A 19,598-nucleotide genomic window follows, 5' to 3' on the forward strand; every position below is an offset into this window, starting at 1 on the left:
CTGCGACCTGAAAGACCTGCTTGGCAAGATCGACCGCCACTGTCGTACAGGCCGACACATCGGTTGAAGACAGGGACTGTTTAAGCGTCGTATTCTTTTTCATGGACTCGCCCTCGCTGCCGTTGGCTACTTAGACTGCCACCGTGGCGCATTGACGCCTCGGCGTGGGCGAGTCCATCCAATTACAGGGAATCTGCGGTGTGCATAGAAGCTGGGGATGTCACAAAACACTGTAGGAGCCGGCTTGCTAGCGATGGCGGCATCACATTCAACATCGCTGTTGATGGGTACGCTGCTATCGCCAGCAAGCCGGCTCCTACAAGGATCACGCAGTCGGCAAGCTCGGGGCCAACACGCCCTGACGCTTGCGGTGAAGCACGAAGTACGCGCCATAACACAGGGCAATAAACCCAAAGCCCCAGTACAGCGACGGCCGTTGGGTTTCATCCAGTGCCAGGAACACGAACAGCGAGCAGCACAGCGTGATGCACATCAGCGGCAGCACCGGGAACCACGGCGCACGATATTTCAGGTCGCTGAGTTTGCCGCCCTCACGCAGGTAGGCCTTGCGGAATTTGTACTGGGCCAATGCGATGACAATCCAGGTCACGGTGCCCGACATCCCGCTCACCGCCATCAACACCATGAACAAAGTGTCAGCAGCCACAAAACTGGTCATCAACGACACCAGCGCAAAGCACAAGGTGATGCTCAGCGCTCGCAATGGCACGCCACGCTTACTCAGCGACGACAGGCTTTTTGGCGCCATGCCGGTTTTCGACATCGCCCACAGAATCCGCGTCGAGGCATACAGGCCGGAGTTGCCCACCGACAGAATCGCCGTAAGGATCACGAAGTTCATCAGGTCGGCCGCGTACGGAATGCCCACCATGTCGAACACCTGCACGAACGGACTTTCCATCAGCCCCGCCTGCTGCCACGGCACGATGGCCGACAGCACGATGATCGCCAACACGTAGAAGATCAGCACGCGGAACACCACGTTGCGCACGGCGCGGGGAATGCTTTTTTCAGGCTGATCGGTTTCGCCGGCGGCCACACCCATGATCTCGCAACCCTGGAACGCATAGACCACGGTCATCATCACGGCGAACACGGCCGACAAACCGTTGGGGAATAACGTATCGCCGATCAGGTTGGTCGCCATCGGCGCGGGTGCGCCGCTGCTCAGGGGCATCACGCCGAAGATCACCAGCACACCGACCACGATGAAACCGAGAATCGCCGCGACCTTGATCCCCGAAAACCAGTACTCGGCTTCACCAAAGGCGCGGGTCGCCATGGCATTGATGCCGAACAGCACCACCACGAACAGCGCCGACCAGTACCAGATCGGCACCGCCGGGAACCAACGCGTCATCAACATGCCGGCAGCGGTGAATTCCAGGCCCACGGTGGTGGCCCAACTCATCCAGTAGACCCAGCCGATCATGAAGCCGGTGGCCGGCCCGATGTATTTCGTCGCGTGGGTCTGGAAAGAACCGGACACCGGCATTTGTACCGACAGTTCGCCGAGGCAGACCATCACCAGGTACATCAGGAAACCCGCGACCAGATAAGCCAGAATCGCCCCGACCGGACCGCCCTGGTTGATGGTCACGCCCGAGCCCATGAACAGCCCGGTGCCGATGACGCCGCCCAACGACAACATGAAGATGTGCCGGCTCTTGAGGGCGCGGGTCAGTTGGATGCCTTTATGATCAGTATTTTCGTTCATGTCGGCACCTCAGCAGTCAGTGAGGTGCGCAGCGCGCGACGGAACGTCACGGCGCAGGGAGGGATCAGCTTTACGGCAATTCATTATTATTATCTCCAATAAGCTTCGAAGACCGCGCTGCGGCGGTTGCGTCGATTATTGGAAAGCCATGTAAGTTCGCGTTGACCGTAAAGATCGAAGTTGTACAAAGTCGTAACAAATTTGTACGTCAGCGTTGTAACAGGTCGTCCAGAGTCTTCAGTGCGTGCTGCATTTGCCCCTGGACATGGGGCGACAACGCCTCGATGGCGGATTGATCATTGGTCAGCGCCGCTTCTTCCAGTGTTCGCAGCACCGAGGCCAGGGCGCGAAACCCCAATGAATCGCTGCTGCCCGCCAAGCGATGGGCCTGATGCCCTACCTCTGTGCAGTCATCCGCCGCGATGGCATCAACCAATGCCTCGCGGTGCTGAACGATCGCGTTGCGCAGGACCGCGAGCAGGCCCTGGACTTTTTGCTCGCCGAGCAAGGCGCGATGGGTTTGCAGCAACGGCCAGTCGATCGTCTCGTCGTCCGATACGGAGCTGGCGACTGGCGCTTGCCCCTCCAATACCTGACGCAGGTTTTCCAGCTTCAACGGTTTGGCCAGGATGCCGTCCATGCCCGCCTCCAGATAGCCGCGCACCAATGCCGGTTGCACGCTGGCCGTCAACGCGAAGATACGCGTGTGGCGATTCGGCCCTTCACTGTGGCGAATCCTTTTGCACAATTCGACGCCGCTGATCCCCGGCAAATGCACGTCCAGCAACAGCAGATCGAACGTCCGGGCGGCGCACTCAATCAATGCCTGTTCCGCGTCTTCGGCCAGCCATACCTGATGGCCGTCCCGTTGCAGCAGGCCCTCGACCACTTCGCGGTTGAGCGCCACATCCTCGACCACCAGAATCTTCAGCGCCGGCCCGACGGCGCGAACCGGCACCACCGGTGCGACACCGCTGGCCGGTTGCAACGTCAGTTCGAACCAGAAACAGCTGCCGCGCCCGACCTCGCTGTCGACGCCAATAATGCCGCCCATCTGCTCCACCAAATGTTTGCAGATCGCCAGCCCCAGCCCGGTGCCGCCAAAGCGCTGGGCCACTTCTTCGCTGGCCTGGGTGAATCGCTCGAAAATCTTTGCCTGCATGGCGGGCGCGATACCGATGCCGTTGTCGGTGACGCTGATGCGCAGCCGCTGCCCGATTTGTTCGGGAGTCTGAGTGATCAAGGCCACCTCGACACTGACTTCGCCGTCTTCAGTGAACTTGATCGCGTTGGCCAACAGGTTGCTCAACACTTGCCGCAAAAACTGTTCGGCGCCGTGATGATGCTCGGCGACCCGCTGATCAATTCGGTGTAACAACAAGGTGTCGCTGCTCAACGCGCGCGGTTCCAGCAGCGTCAGCACTTCATCCAAAAGCTGTCGAAGCGAGAAATCCACCGGTTCCGGATGACTGACACCCTCCTCCAGCTTGGCGAAATACAGCACTTCATTGAGGATGGTCAGCAAACCTTCGCCGGCCTTGTGCAAGGCATCGAGGCGTTTACCGTCCTGCTCGTCCAGACGCGCCGAACGCAACAGCTCGGCCATGCCGAGAATGCCGTTGAGCGGCGTGCGCAGTTCATGGCTCATGGTTGCCAGAAAACGCGATTTGGCGAGGTTGGCCGCTTCGGCTTCGTCCTTGGCGCGCATCAGGCTGGCGGTGCGACGCTCAACCCTTTTCAGCAACTCATCGCGGTTGTCCTGCAGGGCCAGGCGATCGGTTTCCCGACGTTCGATGTCCCGCAGGATCGAGCGCCGCATGTCGTCCAGGGCATGGGCCACGGTGTCGATTTCATCATTGCCGCGACGCTTGTCCAGGTGCAGGGGTTCTTGCCATTCGCCGGCCGCGATTCGCCGGGCAAACCCGGCCATGACTTTCAGGTGCCGGGTGACCAGCCGATAAAACAACCCGGACAGCGCCACGGCGAGACCGCACAAGAACACGGCCACCCACAACAAATTGGTCAAACCGGTGGCGTACAGGCGTTGATACACCGCGCCCAGATCGGTGCTGACTTCCAGTTCACCAAGGTTGCGCAGCGGCCCGGACGGTGGCTGGTAGTCCAACGCAAAGCGCTCGATGCGCAACGGCCCGACGGGCTGCGGGTTACCTTGCACCAGGTCGAAATCCGGGCTGCTCAGGTGCACCCGCGCCACGTCGGAAAAGTCCACCAAGCCGCGCAACTGCACGTTCAGTTGTTCTTGGTTCAAGTCCCAGAGACTGCGTTCCAGACTGGCCAGGTACCCGGCGCGAATCAGCTCCATGCGCGAATCGATGTCGCGCATTTCCCGTCGATACTCGATGTACAGCTGCACGCTGCTGGCCAGCACGGTGAAACACAGGCTGAACAACAGAATGAACAACAACAGGCGCCGCAGCAGTCCACCCGGCCGGGCGCGAATCATTGCGCGTTCGCCGGCAGGTTGATCATGTCGCGGTAGGTCACTTCACTTTCATTCAGCCAGCGCTCGATATCACCGGCGTCGACCATGCGCTGCAACTGCTGATTGATGTCCGGCATTCGGCTGGCCAAGGGCGATTGGCGCGAAACGGCCACGCGCAGATAGTCCACGCTCAAGGCTTTGGGCAAGGCGACAATGTCTTGGGCGCCGGGCAGGTTTTCCACGTAGAGCTGGCCGGTTCGGCGCTCCTGGGTGATGAAGTCGATGCGCCCGCGAATCAGTTTGCCGAAGTTCTGACGGCTGTCAGAGACCCATTCGATGTTGTTGTGTCGGGCAACCATGCGGTCGAACTCCACGCCGTAGCTTTCACCGAACAATAATCCACCCCGGTAACGCGCGAGGTCGTCGAGGGTTTCGAACTTCACCGGGTGCTGCCGATTGACGAACAACGCCACTTCTTCACGCAGTACCGGCACCGTGGAAAACAGCATGCTTTGTTCCCGTTGCGCCGTGCTGTAGGCCAGGACCACATCCACCCGGCCTTCGGCGACGTCGAGCAGGCAACGCTTCCAGTTTCCCAGCACGACGACTTCGACGTCGTATCCCAATTGGCCGAACAGATTTTTCACCACGCTGGGTGCCAGGCCACGTACGTGCGAGCCGTCACTCCAGGAAACCGGCGGGTACACCGGGTAGTCGCAATAGCGGACCTTTTCACTCGCCAGGGCATTACCCGCGACGACCGCCAACAACAGGCACAGCCATCGCCCCATGATTCAGGCTGCCACGCTGGCGGTGAACAGGTATCCGGCGCCATGGATGGTGATGATCAAGTGAGGTTCCGAAGGGTCGTCGTGCAACTTGCGGCGCAAGCGCCCGACCAGTACGTCGATGGAACGGTCGTTGGGCACCCATTCGCGGTTGCGGATCTGGTCCATCAACTGGTCACGGCTGAGGGTGTGACCGCTGTTGCGCAGGAACACGCTGAGTAACTGGTATTCGCCGTGGGTCAGCAATGTTTCGCTGCCGGACGCGTCGATCAGGCGCCGGCGATCGGTATCGAGTGCCCAGTCGGCGAACTGTTTGACCGGTTTGGCCACGGTGGCAACCGGTTGCGGTGTCTGCGCATGGCGCACCCGGCGAATCAGGTTTTTCGCCCGGGACACCAGTTCCCGAGGATTGAGGGGTTTGATCACGTAGTCATCGGCGCCGCATTCGAGCCCGACAATGCGGTCGATTTCATCGTTGCGACCGGTGATCAGGATGATCCCCACTTCCGAACGCACCCGCAGCTCGCGGGTCAGGGTCAGGCCGTCCTTGCCCGGCAGGCGGATGTCGAGCAGCACCAGGTCGACGCTTTGACTGGCGAGGAAGGTTTCCGCCAGTTCGGCGGTGGCAGCGCAATGCACGTCGTAGCCTTCCTGGAACAGGTAAGCGTGCAGCAAATCGCGAATCAGCGGATCGTCATCGACGATCAGTACCCGAGGAGTCATCGCTTGAAGTCCTGCTTGAGCCCGAAGGCGTGTTTCTTATTAGAGTGTATTACCGCAACGGCGCCAGAGAGTAGCCATTGCTGAACAGCCGATCAACAGCTGCTCGTCTGTCCGCAAAACCGCTGCCGGCCGCCGGCCTGCAAACCGTCGACCCAGGCTTCGCAGATCTGGATGCCCTGCTCCGGAGTGAAGGTGCCGGGGTTGAGCCCCGATTCCAGCCACAAACCGTCAAGCAACGCGCTGAGGCTGATGGCGGCGAGGTCCGCATCGAAATGTTCCCAGCCCTCTTCCTGGGCCAGTTCCGTCAGCACCTTGCGCAGGATGCCGCGGTATTCGCCGTAGGAATGGTCGTGGGCCTGGTTGATCGCCTCGGCGGTTTTCACCGCGCCCCAGAAGGCCAGCCAGGCATCGATCAGTTGCGGGTCGAGCAGTTCGGCGGAAAACGATCCACGGAAAAACGCCGACAAACGCTCCCGGGCATTGGGGGCAGCTTGTTCCATGGCGTCGCGCAACAACGTCATGACCCGCCCAGTGATCGCCATGTAGGCCTCGGCCACCAGTTCGTCCTTGCCGGAGTAGTGATGGCTGATCAGCCCGACCGAAACCCCGGCCTCGGCGGAAATCTTGCGGATCGACGCGCCCTGGAAGCCGTGACGCTTGAGGCACACCAGCGTCGCCTCGATCAGGTTCGCTTTACGCAACTCCGGTTCCATGCGGGAAAAACGGGCTTCCTGATTCATGGGCGACATGCTCCTTGGTTCAATCGTTGGGGCTCACGCTTCAATCGCAAGCTGAACGACTGTACAGCAAGAGCATGGGATGTCTCTAGTCGGATACCCGTCTTACAGGCGGCGGCGCCTGCATCGCTGGCAAGCCAGCTCCTACAGGATCTCGGGTTGCCACACCTTTTGCGGTCGACACAATCCCTGTAGGAGCTGGCTTGCCAGCGATAGCGCCAGCGCATACCCCACAAATTCTGGATCAGTTCGGATACCCCGGCGCCACGCGATCCAGCAAGCGCAACAACGCATTGTATGGGTTCTCCGGGCCAGCTCGGCAGCGCAGACAGTAAGGCCAGTGCGTCGCAGCGTCCATCCGCTGATCCACGCTAGCGCAGCGCAAAGTAAAGAATTAAGTTGATTTTTTACTGAAGGTAAATTTCTATAAGCAAATAATAACAACACCGAAAACCTGATGTTTCTGTAGGAGCGAGCCTGCTCGCGATGGACGTTAACGATGATGCGTGTTGTCAGGATGAACGCGTCGCCCTCAAGTTCATCGCGAGCAAGCTCGCTCCTGCATACACAGGTCAGCCTGCCTGGAGTATCCGCACCATGCCGACCTCGACACCTGCCTTCGCGCACCTGTTCGAACCCTTGCAGATCCGTGGCAAACGTCTGAAAAACCGCATCATGTCCAGCGGGCACGACACGTCGATGCCCACCGACAACCTGGTCAACGAGCAACTGATCGCCTATCACCGGGCGCGCGCCGAAGGCGGTGTCGGGCTGATCGTGTTGCAAGTGGCCGGCGTTCACGACAGTGCGCGCTACACCTCCCATGTGCTGATGGCGACCGACGATGCATGCATCGAGGGTTACCGAAAACTCGCGCAAACCTGCCACGCCCACGGCACCGTGGTGCTGTCGCAAGTGTTCCATCCGGGTCGGGAAATCATGGAGTCCAGCGACGGTTTGCTGGCCGTGGCCTACTCCGCTTCGACGGTGCCCAATGAGCGATTCCGGGTGATGCCCCGGGCACTCGACCAGGCGATGATCGACGAGATCGTCGCCGGTTACGCCGCCGCTGCCCGCCGCTTGCATCAGGCCGGAATCGACGGCGTCGAAGTCGTGGCCAGTCACGGTTACTTGCCGGCGCAATTCATCAATCCACGGGTCAACCGCCGCACCGATGGCTACAACGGTGAGCTGGACCAACGCCTGCGTTTTCTGCGGGAAATCATTGCCGCCATCCGCGAGGCGACCGATGAACAATTCATCATCGGCCTGCGCATCTGCGCCGATGAACGCGACCCGCAAGGCCTGACCGAAGACGAATCCCTGGCCGCCGTCAAACGGCTGCAATCGCAACTGGATTACGTGCACATCGTCGCCGGCACGTCGGCGTCGCTCGGCGGCGCGGTGCATATCGTGCCGCCGATGGCGATTGAAGCGGCGTACCTGGCCAAAGAGGCCGGGACGTTCAAGGCGAGTTTGAACATCCCGTTGTTCGTCACGGGTCGCATCAACCAGCCCCAGGAAGCCGAGCTTATTCTGGCCCGGGGCCAAGCCGATATGTGCGGCATGACCCGAGCCTTGATCTGCGACCCGCAGATGCCGAACAAGACCGACACCGGCCGCGCCGAAGACGTACGTGCGTGCATCGCCTGCAATCAGGCGTGCATCGGGCACTTTCACAAGGGCTTGCCGATTTCCTGCATCCAGCACCCGGAAACCGGGCGTGAGCTGATTTTCAGTGAACGCAAACCGACGCCGCATCGCAAGCGCATCATGATCGCCGGCGGCGGCCCGGCGGGCATGAAAGCCGCTGCCGTCGCCGCCCAGCGAGGGCATGAAGTGACGCTTTACGAAGCCAGTTCACAACTCGGCGGTCAGGTGTTGCTTGCGCAGTTGCTGCCGCGACGCAGCGAGTTCGGTGGCGCCAGTACCAACCTGCAAAGGGAGATGGAATTGGCCGGCGTGCGTGTCATCCGCAATACCCGTGTTGATCGAGCGCTGGTAGAAAGAGAAAAACCCGACCTGGTGATTGTCGCGACGGGCGCCGAGCCCTACTGGCCGGCGTTCGAACGGGGCGGCGAATTGCAGGTAGTGGATGCCTGGCAGGTGTTGCGCGATGAAGTGCAGATTGGCCGTTCAGTGGTCGTTGTCGACTGGCGCTGCGACTGGATCGGCCCCGGCATTGCCGAGCGTCTGGTCCGCGCCGGGCACCAGGTGCAACTGGCGGTTAACGGCACCCATTGCGGGGAAAACCTGCCGCTGTACGTACGCGATCAACTGGCGGGCGAGCTGCATAAACTGGCCGTACCGATCACACCCTATGCGCGGTTGTATGGCTGCGATGACAACACGGTGTACCTGCAACACACCGCCAGTGGCGAACCGATGTTGATGGAAAACATCGACACGCTGGTGTTGTGCCAGGGGCATCAACCAGTGGATACCTTGGGCGATGAATTGCAAGGGCTGGTGGAATTTCGGCGCATCGGCGATTGCCTGGCGCCGCGCACTGCCGAAGAAGCGATTTACGAAGGCTTGAAAGTCGCGTGGGAGCTTTAAGGCTGTTTATACTCCGGGGCTTTCACCGCTGAGCTTTGTAGGAGCTGGCTTGCCAGCGAAGGTCGTTAACGATAACGCGTGCTGGCTGGATAACGGCGGTGTCTGTACCCCCATCGCTGGCAAGCCAGCTCCTACAGAAAACCGCAAGTCGCCCCCATCCCGGTTCGGAATTTTCCATGAGCAGCAACAGCAAGACACCCCCCGCAACCGGCAACGCCGAACCGCATTTCCTCGGCACGCGGATTCGTGGCCTGCGCAAACGTCGGGGCATGACCCTGGCGGAACTGGCGCAACAGAGCGAACTCACTGCCGGCTATATCAGCCAGCTGGAGCGCAACCTCGCGTATCCGTCGATCCCCGCGCTGTTCAACATTGCCAGAAGCCTGGGCGTGACCATTCAATGGTTTTTCGCCAGTGAGGCCGTCACCGATCCTGAGGACGACGGCATTGTGGTGCGCAAGAACAGTCGCCTGAATGTGCATTACGAAGACGGCATCGTCGATCAGTTGCTGACCCCACAGGCCAACCGCCAACTGGAAATGCTCCACTCACGTTTTCCACCGGGCACCTACAGCCAGCAAAGCTACAGCCATGACGGCGAAGAAGCCGGTTACCTGCTCTCGGGGAGTTTCGAATTGTGGGTCGGCGAGCGTTATTTTCAGCTCAATGAAGGCGACAGCTTCAGCTTTTCCAGCCAGGAACCGCACCGCTACGGCAACCCTGGCGACATCGATGCGGTGGTGATTTGGGTGATTACGCCGCCGACGTTCTAACGTCGGCGGCGACCGCTTGACTGAATCACACTCGCACGCTTGAGCGTGTCACTCGGCAGTTCGTTGAACAACGCACGGTAACTGCTGGAAAACCGGCCTAAATGCCAGAACGACCAATGCATCGCCACTTCGGCCACGGTGGTTTGCGTCGGCGTGCGGCTGAGCAATTCGCGGCGGGCACTGTTGAGGCGACGCAAACGCAGCCATTGGGTTGGCGCCATGCCGGTGTAGGTTTTGAACGCATGCTGCAACTGGCGCAGCGAAACCCCGGCCACCTGCGACAGCTCAAGCAGGTTGAGGTGTTCCTCCGGCGTGTCCGCGGCCCATTCCCCTACCCGCTTCATGATCGCCCGCTCTCCGGCGCGGCGTTGCAATGCACCCTGATCCAGACAGACGCAGGCGTTGTCGAGAATGAACAGGCAATCGTCGAGCAATTGCTGAGTCAGGGCTTCGCGGCTCGGCGGATCGAACGTCTGCGAAAGACGGGTCAACGTGCCGCTAAGCCAACGACTGAACAGCGCATTTTGCTGGGAGTTGAGCGGCGCCATGAACAAGCCTTCGAGTCGGGCGACATCCAGGCTGTGACGCTGGACAAACTCGGGGCCGAACACCACGGCGATTTCCTGATAGTTCTCCGGGGTGATCCAGATGTTGCGGCTTTCACCATTCAACACGTACAGCGCGTTGTCGCTGCGGTCGAAACAGAACGCCAGCGAACCCTGGGGCGCACTGAAATTCTGCTCGACCCGGGTGTTCATCGACTCTTCGTAAATCTCTACGCCCTGCAGATCCAGGTAGCGCACCAGGCCCGCGAAATGTCCCGGCGACATCTGCTGATATTGCTGCACCCAGCCCGGCGTGGCGCGGATTTGCTCGGCGACATCGGCGGTGTTGAACGCTTGGACCTGGAGGGAATTGGAACCTGTCATGGGACGACCTTACGCACTCTTTTGGTGCGCTTTGTGCTGCTTAAAGTGGATAGATGGAACTGCAAGGCTCGCACAAGATAGTCGTCAACGCGCTACAGGGGAAGTGTCCGGCGGATGAAACTGGCCTCTCCTGGCGTTAATAAAACCAATAATGAGGTCTTTATGAATGTCCCTTTCGATCAGCTGTTCACTTGGCTGAAAGATCACAAGATTACCGAAGTCGAGTGCGTCGTCAGTGATCTGACCGGCATTGCACGCGGCAAAATTGCACCGACCAACAAGTTCCTGCATGAGCGAGGCATGCGCCTGCCGGAAAGTGTCCTTCTGCAAACGGTAACCGGGGACTTTGTCGACGACGACATCTACTACGACCTGCTCGACCCGGCCGACATCGACATGGTCTGCAAGCCGGACGCCGACGCTGTTTACGTGGTGCCGTGGGCCATCGAGCCGACCGCCATCGTGATCCACGACACCTTCGACAAGTTCGGCAACCCGATCGAACTGTCGCCGCGCAACGTACTGAAAAAAGTCCTGCAGCTGTACACCGACAAGGGCTGGCGTCCGATTGTTGCACCGGAAATGGAGTTCTACCTGACCCAGCGTTGCGAAGACCCGGACTTGCCGCTCAAGGCACCGATGGGCCGTTCGGGCCGTGCCGAAAGTGGTCGTCAGTCGTTCTCCATCGACGCGGCCAACGAATTCGATCCGCTGTTCGAAGACGTTTATGACTGGTGCGAATTGCAAGGTCTGGACCTCGACACGCTTATCCACGAAGACGGCCCGGCGCAGATGGAAATCAACTTCCGTCATGGCGACGCCCTGGACCTCGCGGACCAGATCACCGTGTTCAAGCGCACCATGCGTGAAGCGGCGCTCAAGCACAACGTGGCGGCGACCTTCATGGCCAAGCCGGTCGGCGATGAGCCAGGCAGCGCCATGCATATCCACCAGAGCGTGGTCGATATCGCCACCGGCCAGCCGATCTTTGCCAATGCCGATGGCAGCATGAGCGAGCTGTTCCTGCATCACATTGGTGGCCTGCAGAAGTACATCCCGAAAGTGCTGCCGATGTTCGCGCCGAACGTCAACTCGTTCCGCCGCTTCCTGCCGGACACCTCGGCACCGGTGAACGTCGAATGGGGCGAAGAGAACCGCACCGTCGGCCTGCGCGTACCGACTTCCAGCCCGGATGCCATGCGCGTGGAAAACCGCTTGCCGGGCGCCGACGCCAACCCGTACCTGGCCATTGCCGCCAGCCTGCTGTGTGGTTACCTCGGCATGGTCGAGCGCATCGAACCGAGCGCCGCGGTACAGGGCCGCGCTTATGAGCGTCGCAACCTGCGCCTGCCGATCACCATCGAAGACGCACTGACCCAGATGGAAGAGAGCGAAACCATCGGCCGCTACCTGGGCGACAAGTTTGTGCGTGGCTACGTCGCGGTCAAACGCGCCGAGCACGAGAACTTCAAGCGGGTGATCAGTTCGTGGGAGCGTGAGTTCCTGATGCTCAGCGTCTGACAACAGCACACACGCGCTCCCTGTAGGAGCCGGCTTGCTGGCGAAAGACGTGGCGGGGTGTACCTGATACACCGCATTCGCCTTTCGCCAGCAAGCCGGCTCCTACAGTTCGGCCAGAAAAAATCGGGATAACCCAATAATTCCAAGAGGTATCGATATGCGTCTATTGAAAGCCGTGGTCCCGGCCGCGCTGGCGGTTCTGTTCAGCGCCGTCGCCCAGGCCCAGCCACAGGTCAGCGTCTATAACTGGACCGATTACATAGGCGAAACCACCCTCGCCGACTTCCAGGCCAAGACCGGGATCAAGGTGATCTACGACGTCTTCGATTCCAACGAAACCCTGGAGGGCAAACTGCTCGCCGGGCGTACTGGCTATGACGTGGTGGTACCGTCCAACCACTTCCTCGCCCGTCAGGTGAAGGCCGGTGCCTTCCTCAAACTGGATCGCGAGCAACTGCCGAACTTCAAGAACCTTGACCCGAAACTGTTGGCGCTGCTTGAGAAAAACGATCCGGGCAACGAGCATTCGGTGCCGTACCTGTGGGGTACCAACGGCATCGGGTACAACGTCGACAAGGTCAAGCAAGTGCTGGGCATCGACAAGATCGACTCCTGGGCCGTGCTGTTCGAGCCGGAAAACATCAAAAAGTTGAGCGCGTGCGGCGTGTCGATGATGGACTCGGCCGATGAAGTGTTCCCGGCGATGCTCAACTACATGGGCATGGACCCGCGCAGCGAGAACCCTGAAGACTTCAAGAAAGCCGAAGCCAAGTTGCTGAGCATTCGCCCATACATCACCTATTTCCACTCGTCCAAATACGTGTCCGACCTGGCCAACGGTGACATCTGCGTCGCGTTCGGGTACTCGGGTGATGTGTTCCAGGCGGCCAACCGGGCCAAGGAAGCCGGCAATGGCGTGAACATCGCCTATGCCATTCCCAAGGAAGGCGCCAACCTGTGGTTTGACTTGCTGGCCATTCCCGCCGATGCCAGCAACCCGAAAGAAGCCCACGCCTTCATCAACTTCCTGCTCGACCCACAGGTGATCGCCAAGGTCAGCGCTTCGGTCGGCTACGCCAACCCGAACCCGGCCGCCAAGCAATTCATGGACCCTGAACTGGTCAACAATCCTGAGGTTTATCCACCCCAGGAAGTCCTCGACAAGCTCTACATCTCCACCACCCCGCCCCAGCCGATCATGCGTCTGATGACTCGTTCGTGGAGCAAAGTGAAGTCCAACAAATGAATCAGTACACCAGCGAACACACTCACTCCTATTACGCAGCATCGGCCAACGGTATGACGCCGCGCCCGGCGCTGGACGCGGACCTGGTGGCCGACGTCTGTGTGATCGGCGCCGGCTTCACCGGTATCAACACCGCTATCGAACTGGCCCAGCGTGGTCTCTCGGTGATTCTGCTGGAAGCCCGGCGGATCGGCTGGGGCGCCAGCGGGCGCAACGGCGGTCAGCTGATCCGCGGCATCGGGCATGACGTCAGCGGTTTTGCCAAACACATTGGTGCCGACGGCGTGCAATACCTTGAGCACGCCGGTATCGAGTCGGTGCAGGTGGTGGCCAAGCGTATCCGCGAACACGGTATCGATTGCGACCTGCGCTGGGGCTTCTGCGAACTGGCCAATACGGCGGCACAATTCACCGCGATGAAGGCCGAACAGGCGGAACTGATCGAGTCGGGTTACGGCCATGAGACACGACTGATCGACCCCGGGCAGATCCGTGAACACGTTGTGAACTCTGGCGTGTACGCGGGCGGCTTGATCGACATGGGCTCGGGGCACTTGCACCCGCTGAATCTGGCCTTGGGCGAGGCGAAACTCGCAGAGTCCCTTGGCGTGCAGATCTTCGAGCAAAGCCCGGTGCTGGAGTTGATCCACGGCAGCACCGCGCAAGTCCGTTGTGCGGGCGGTACGGTGCGCGCCGGCACACTGGTGCTGGCCTGCAACGCGCACCTGGAAGAACTCGAACCCAAACTCAGCGGCAAAGTGTTGCCGGCGGGCAGCTACATCATTGCCACCGAGCCGTTATCAGCAGAGGCCGCCGTGCAACTGATCCCGCACAACCTGGCGTTGTGCGACCAGAAAGTCGGGCTGGATTATTACCGGCTCTCGGCAGACCGGCGATTGCTGTTCGGCGGTGCCTGTCATTATTCCGGGCGGGATCCGGCAGACATTGCCGCGTACATGCGTCCACAGATGCTCAAGGTGTTCCCGCAACTGGCCGATGTGCGCATCGAGTATCAGTGGGGCGGCAAGATCGGCATTTCGGCCAATCGCTTCCCGCAGGTGGGTCGCTTGAGTCAGCACCCGAACGTGTTCTTCGCCCAGGGCTACTCTGGTCATGGCCTGAACGTGACCCACTGGTGCGCAAAGCTGTTGGGCGAAGCGATCCACGCCGGTCACAGCAAAGGCTTCGATGTGTTCAGCGCTGTGCCGCACATGACCTTCCCCGGCGGCCGCGCCCTGCGCTCGCCCCTGCTGGCACTGGGCATGTTGTGGTACCGGATGCGCGAGGTGTTGAGCTGACACCCTTACCCCTGTAGGAGCTGGCTTGCCAGCGAAAGCGGTTTGCCTGACACACCGCACCGCCCGATTCGCCAGCAAGCCGGCTCCTACAGTTTTTTGCGTGCCCCCTCCTCTTATTTCTATTTGCTCAATTGCGAACCACTTCTATATTGTTGAGGTGCTCTGAACTTCCTGCCTTCTTTTGAGCTTGACCCATGGCGACTACTGATCAACTGATCATCTGCGAGCACTGCGATTGCGTGTACGAGAAAGTGACGCTCGCCAAGCATCAAAAAACCCTGTGCACACGCTGCGGTGGCGTGCTTCAGCGCCATAACGGCCTGACGGTGGAGCAGCGCCTGGCGCTGACGTTTACCGCACTGGTGCTGTGGGTCTTCGCCAATTTCTATCCCATCATGAGCATCAGCCTCAAAGGCCTGAAAAACAGCGCGACCCTTTGGGACTCGGTGTTGGCCCTGAGCCTGGGGCCTATTACGTTCATTGCCATGGTTGCCGCCATCGCGATGATCATTGCGCCGATCATCCAGTTGATGCTGCTGCTCTGGGTCCTGGGGTTCGCCGTCACTCAGCGGCGCTCGCCCGGATTCAAATTCTGCATGCGCTGGCTGGAAAGCTTAAGGCCCTGGAGCATGCTCGAAGTCTGCCTGTTGGGCGCCATGGTGGCGGTGATCAAGCTCGCCGGATTGCTCGACGTGCTGCCCGGCATCGGCCTGATTGCCCTGGCGATCCTGAGCCTTCTGATGATCCGCATCGCCGGACGCGACATTCGTGAACTGTGGGACATCCAATGAGCAGGCCACCGGTCGCCGACGAACTCAATCTTTGCCTGTGCCACACCTGTGGGCTGGCCTGCGACGTGACCCATCAACCCCACGAATGCGAGCGTTGCGGCGCCCCCTTGCATCGGCGCAAAACCAATTCGTTGACCCGGACCTGGGCCTACATGATCGCGGCGCTGGTGTTCTATATCCCGGCCAATCTGTTGCCGGTGATGAATACCAAAATGGTCGGCAATGGCGCCGACAGCACGATCATGAGCGGCGTTCTGGAGTTCTGGGAAGCCGGCGCGTGGGACATCGCCCTGATCATTTTTATCGCCAGTATCGCGGTGCCGGGCGTCAAGTTCGTCGCGCTCACCATGCTGCTGGTGACTGTGCAACGCGACAGCGATTGGGCACGCAAGGAACGTTCTTCGCTGTACCGTTTCGTCGAAGTCATTGGCTACTGGTCGATGCTCGATGTCATCGTGGTCGCGCTGGTGGCCTCGCTGGTGAAGTTTCAAGCCCTGGCCGACATCGAGCCGCGCCTGGGCATTTTGTTCTTTGGTCTGGTGGTGGTGTTCACCATGCTGTCGGCGATGAGTTTCGACCCGCGCCTGATTTGGGATAAAGAGCAGCAGGACCCACAAACTGAGGAGGTCAAGGATGCAGTCGCAAACCACTAACGAGCCACAAGCTCCCGGGCAGGCCCCGATCAAGACAAGTGGCCGTTTCAGCTTTTCGCTGGTCTGGATCGTGCCGATTGTCGCGGTGCTGGTGGGGATGTCGCTGGTGGTCCACAGCATTCTGCAAGAAGGCCCCACCGTCGTGGTGAACTTCAAAACCGGTAGCGGGCTGACCGCCAACAAGACCGAGGTCAAGTACCGCAACGTGGTGATCGGCCATGTCACGGACGTGGAGCTGAGCAACGACCAGAAAAGCGTCAACGCCACCATCAAACTGTCCAAGCAGGCGGAAAGCTTTACCCGCGAAGACTCGCAGTTCTGGGTGGTAAGGCCACGTATCGGGGCCGGCGGCGTCTCGGGTATCGATACGTTGCTGTCCGGCGATTACATCGGCGCCGATATCGGCCAGGCCAATGGCCGCTCGAAAAACTTCCAGGGCCTGGAGAACCCGCCGCCGATCACCTATGGCGAACCGGGCAAGCGTTTCACCTTGATCACCCAGGACCTGGGGTCGCTGGATATCGGCTCGCCGGTTTACTTCCGCAAGATTCCGGTCGGCCAAGTGGTGGCGTACGCCCTCGATCCGGACGGTAAAGGCGTGAACATCGAATTGTTCATCCACTCGCCGCACGACAAGTATGTCACCGAAAACACCCGTTTCTGGAACGCCAGCGGCATTGACGTCAACGTTGGCGCCAACGGTTTTGCGGTCAAGACCGAATCGTTGTCTGCCATCCTGGTCGGTGGCATTGCGTTCCGCGCACCGGATTACAGCCCCAACGATAAACCTGCGGCTGCCGAATACGCCTACGAACTGTTCGACGACCAGCAAACCGCCCTCGCCCCGCCTAATGGCAAACCGCAGTACATGTCCATGCGTTTCGACCAGGCCCTGCGCGGACTCAAGATCGATGCGCCGGTTGAGTTCCTGGGCATCGAAATCGGCAAAGTGGTGTCGATCAACCTGGATTTCGACGCCAAGAAACGCACTTTCCCGCTCAATGTCGGCATTGTGATTTATCCGCAACGCCTGGGGCAGGCCCACGTAAAAATGCTCAAGGCGCTCAATCATGACCCGAGTGACGAAGCCGGTGCGGTGCGCTTGATCGGCTCCTTTATCGAGAACGGCCTGCGCGCCCAGGCCCGTACCGGCAACTTCCTGACCGGCCAGCTCTACATTTCCATGGATTTCTATCCAAAAGCCGAGAAGGTCGTGTTCGATGCCACTGCGCGCCCGATCATGATCCCCACCGTGCCGGGCAGCCTCGAACAATTGCAGGAAAAACTCGAAGCCATGGTCGACAAGATCAACAAACTGCCCGTGGAACGCATTGCCGGCAACCTCGATGGCAACCTCGTCGAGTTGCGCAAAGGCTTGACGCAATTCAACGGCAAAACATTGCCTGGTGTGACTACCACCCTGGCGGACCTGAGCAGGACCCTGGAGTCGGCCAATACGACACTGCAGTCGGCCAACTCGACCCTGGCCGAGGATTCACCGCAACGGGAAAAACTGGGCACGACCCTGGACGAACTGGGACGCACATCGAGATCCTTGCGTGACCTTTCGGATTACCTGGGCCGGCATCCGGAATCGCTGCTGCGCGGGCGTCCCGACAATGCCGCACCAATGGACCTGAAAGGGCCTCCGCGCAATTGAGTACAGGAGCAACATCCATGGCTTTTCCGCTGAAGTTCACATTGCTCGCTTCTGTGTTACTGCTCGCCGCTTGCCGCAGTGACCCGATTCAATTCCACACGCTGACCCCGGCCCAACCGGGCGCTCACCCAAGGAACGCCGGGACTATTCAGATCGAGACCCTTACCGTTCCACCCCAGGTCGATCGCCCGCAGATCGTCATTCGCGAAGGCGACAGCGGCCTGGCGATTCTGGAAACCCAATGGTGGGGTGCCTCGCTCGTCGACGAATTGCGCAGTGCACTGGCCGATCAATTGATCAACAACAATCCGGGTACCCGTCAGGCGCTGGGGGTCAATGTGCAGCGATTTGATTCGATCCCCGGGCAATATGCGCTGATGGACGTCAAATGGCGTCTGCGCAGCGGAAGTGAAATTGACGGTGTTCGCATCATTTGCCGCAGCACCCTGCAGACGCCCGCCGGTGCCAGCATCGACGAGTTGGTGCTCGCCCAACAGAAGAACGTCAAGCGACTGGCTGCGCTGATCAACCAGGCGTCGGCTGGCATACAAAAAGGCTGCCCTGCGTCGCAATGATTTGACGTTTTTTTCTCAAGGGGCGGTTTAAATTAGCCGCCCCTCAAACATGCAAATGATTCCTATTGATCTAGAATAATTGACGACGTTGCGTTGTCGATTCTCTCTGGTTGAGTCTGCAAGTTAAAAAGAACAGGAGCTGGCGCCGCATGATTTCCCGTTTTCCGTCCTTTCTGAAAAAAGCCCTGCTGACCACCGCGCTGCTGAGTGCGGGTCACGCTTACGCCGCCGATACCGTCGGTCTGGTGGTCTACAACGCCCAGCACGAAAGCCTGACCAAAGCCTGGGTCGAGGGTTTTACCCAGGAAACCGGTATTCCGGTGACGTTGCGCAACGGTGATGACACCGAGATGGGCAATCAGATCGTTCAGGAAGGTGCAGACTCGCCGGCCGATGTGTTCCTGACCGAAAACTCCCCGGCCATGGTGCTGGTCGACAACGCCGGCCTGTTTTCCCCGCTCGACAAGAGCACGCTGGAGCAAGTGGACGCCGCTTATCGCCCGGCCCATGGCAAATGGGTCGGCATTGCCGCGCGCTCCACCGTATTCGTCTACAACCCGAGCAAGCTGACGGAAGCCGACCTGCCGAAATCGATCATGGACCTGGCCGCACCCAGCTGGAAAGGTCGCTGGGCCGCTTCACCGGGCGGTGCCGACTTCCAGGCGATCGTCGCCGCCATGCTCGAACAAAAAGGCGAAGCCGCCACACTCGACTGGCTCAAGGCGATGAAAACCAATTTCACCGCGTACCGCGGCAACAGTTCGGTGCTCAAAGCGGTGAATGCCGGGCAGATCGACAGCGGCGTGATCTATCACTATTACGCTTACGTCGATCAGGCCAAGACCGGCGAGAACAGCAAGAACACCGCCCTGCACTACTTCAAACACAAAGACCCGGGCGCGTTTGTCAGCATCTCCGGTGGCGGCGTGCTGGCGTCCAGCAAACACAAGGAACAAGCCCAGGCGTTCCTGAAATACATCACGGGCAAGGATGGCCAGGCGGTGCTGAAGAATGGCAAGTCCTTTGAATACGCCGTGGGCAAGAACGCTGCATCCAACCCTAAACTGGTGCCTCTGCAACAACTCGATGCGCCGACCGTCGATGCCTCGAAACTCGACAGTAAAAAAGCCGTGGAGCTGATGACACAGGCCGGACTGCTCTAAT

16 protein-coding genes are annotated in these 19,598 nt (G+C 59.9%); 10 read left to right on the forward strand and 6 right to left on the reverse strand.

All coding sequences use genetic code 11. The annotated features are described in order from the left end of the window. Nucleotides 1-325: 325 nt before the first annotated feature. The 5 genes from CKW19_RS22955 to CKW19_RS22975 all read right to left on the reverse strand — a co-directional run bounded on the left by CKW19_RS22955 (nt 326) and on the right by CKW19_RS22975 (nt 6,432). Nucleotides 326-1,738 (reverse strand): amino acid permease, encoded by a 1,413-nt coding sequence (locus tag CKW19_RS22955; protein WP_095060060.1) that lies wholly within the window; start codon nt 1,736-1,738, stop codon nt 326-328. Between the two features lie 208 nt (nt 1,739-1,946). Then, entirely contained in the window at nt 1,947-4,202 is a 2,256-nt protein-coding gene (locus CKW19_RS22960; protein WP_095060062.1) for an ATP-binding protein, read from the reverse strand. Beyond that, nucleotides 4,199-4,972, reverse strand: coding sequence for an ABC transporter substrate-binding protein (locus tag CKW19_RS22965; RefSeq protein WP_095060064.1), 774 nt, complete (start codon nt 4,970-4,972; stop codon nt 4,199-4,201). The genes CKW19_RS22960 and CKW19_RS22965 overlap by 4 nt, the downstream gene beginning before the upstream one ends. Before the next feature lie 3 nt (nt 4,973-4,975). Beyond that, the gene (locus CKW19_RS22970) at nt 4,976-5,692 is read right to left on the reverse strand and encodes a response regulator (protein ID WP_095060066.1); all 717 of its coding nucleotides are present in this window, start codon (nt 5,690-5,692) and stop codon (nt 4,976-4,978) included. Between the two features lie 92 nt (nt 5,693-5,784). Beyond that, the gene (locus CKW19_RS22975) at nt 5,785-6,432 is read right to left on the reverse strand and encodes a TetR family transcriptional regulator C-terminal domain-containing protein (protein ID WP_095060068.1); all 648 of its coding nucleotides are present in this window, start codon (nt 6,430-6,432) and stop codon (nt 5,785-5,787) included. Nucleotides 6,433-7,026: 594 nt separating this feature from the next. Between CKW19_RS22975 and CKW19_RS22980 the strand changes: the two genes are divergently transcribed. Both CKW19_RS22980 and CKW19_RS22985 read left to right on the forward strand, forming a co-directional pair. After that, complete coding sequence (locus CKW19_RS22980; protein ID WP_095060158.1) at nt 7,027-8,988, forward strand: FAD-dependent oxidoreductase; 1,962 nt, start codon at nt 7,027-7,029, stop codon at nt 8,986-8,988. A gap of 176 nt (nt 8,989-9,164) precedes the next feature. After that, complete coding sequence (locus CKW19_RS22985) at nt 9,165-9,761, forward strand: helix-turn-helix domain-containing protein (protein WP_095060070.1); 597 nt, start codon at nt 9,165-9,167, stop codon at nt 9,759-9,761. Here CKW19_RS22985 and CKW19_RS22990 read toward each other — a convergent pair. Next, nucleotides 9,758-10,690 carry a helix-turn-helix domain-containing protein gene (locus tag CKW19_RS22990; RefSeq protein WP_095060072.1) on the reverse strand — a complete coding sequence of 311 codons (933 nt, stop codon included), beginning with the start codon at nt 10,688-10,690 and terminating at the stop codon, nt 9,758-9,760. The genes CKW19_RS22985 and CKW19_RS22990 overlap by 4 nt on opposite strands. A gap of 162 nt (nt 10,691-10,852) precedes the next feature. On the opposite strand from CKW19_RS22990, the gene CKW19_RS22995 reads away from it, so the two are divergent. The 8 genes from CKW19_RS22995 to CKW19_RS23030 all read left to right on the forward strand — a co-directional run bounded on the left by CKW19_RS22995 (nt 10,853) and on the right by CKW19_RS23030 (nt 19,597). Further along, nucleotides 10,853-12,211: a glutamine synthetase family protein gene (locus tag CKW19_RS22995; RefSeq protein ID WP_095060074.1), complete on the forward strand. Its 1,359-nt coding sequence runs from the start codon at nt 10,853-10,855 to the stop codon at nt 12,209-12,211. A 157-nt stretch (nt 12,212-12,368) separates the two neighbouring features. Further along, a complete protein-coding gene (locus tag CKW19_RS23000; RefSeq protein WP_095060076.1) occupies nt 12,369-13,457 on the forward strand; it encodes a polyamine ABC transporter substrate-binding protein in 1,089 nt (362 codons plus the stop codon). Beyond that, on the forward strand, nt 13,454-14,755 hold the full coding sequence (locus CKW19_RS23005; RefSeq protein ID WP_095060078.1) for an FAD-binding oxidoreductase: 1,302 nt from the start codon (nt 13,454-13,456) through the stop codon (nt 14,753-14,755). Before CKW19_RS23000 ends, CKW19_RS23005 begins: the two co-directional genes overlap by 4 nt. Nucleotides 14,756-14,949: 194 nt before the next feature. Then, a complete protein-coding gene (locus tag CKW19_RS23010; protein WP_095060079.1) occupies nt 14,950-15,546 on the forward strand; it encodes a paraquat-inducible protein A in 597 nt (198 codons plus the stop codon). Beyond that, a complete protein-coding gene (locus CKW19_RS23015; protein ID WP_095060081.1) occupies nt 15,543-16,199 on the forward strand; it encodes a paraquat-inducible protein A in 657 nt (218 codons plus the stop codon). Before CKW19_RS23010 ends, CKW19_RS23015 begins: the two co-directional genes overlap by 4 nt. Further along, nucleotides 16,180-17,859 carry an intermembrane transport protein PqiB gene (locus CKW19_RS23020; RefSeq protein ID WP_095060083.1) on the forward strand — a complete coding sequence of 560 codons (1,680 nt, stop codon included), beginning with the start codon at nt 16,180-16,182 and terminating at the stop codon, nt 17,857-17,859. The genes CKW19_RS23015 and CKW19_RS23020 overlap by 20 nt, the downstream gene beginning before the upstream one ends. Nucleotides 17,860-17,876: 17 nt before the next feature. Beyond that, nucleotides 17,877-18,434, forward strand: a complete 558-nt coding sequence (locus CKW19_RS23025; protein WP_095060085.1) for a membrane integrity-associated transporter subunit PqiC — start codon at nt 17,877-17,879, stop codon at nt 18,432-18,434. 149 nt (nt 18,435-18,583) lie between these two features. Further along, entirely contained in the window at nt 18,584-19,597 is a 1,014-nt protein-coding gene (locus tag CKW19_RS23030; RefSeq protein ID WP_095060087.1) for an iron ABC transporter substrate-binding protein, read from the forward strand. Nucleotide 19,598: the final 1 nt, after the last annotated feature.

Origin of the sequence: Pseudomonas sp. Irchel s3f7, from assembly GCF_900187615.1 — a bacterium.
Taxonomy (GTDB): Bacteria; Pseudomonadota; Gammaproteobacteria; order Pseudomonadales; family Pseudomonadaceae; genus Aquipseudomonas.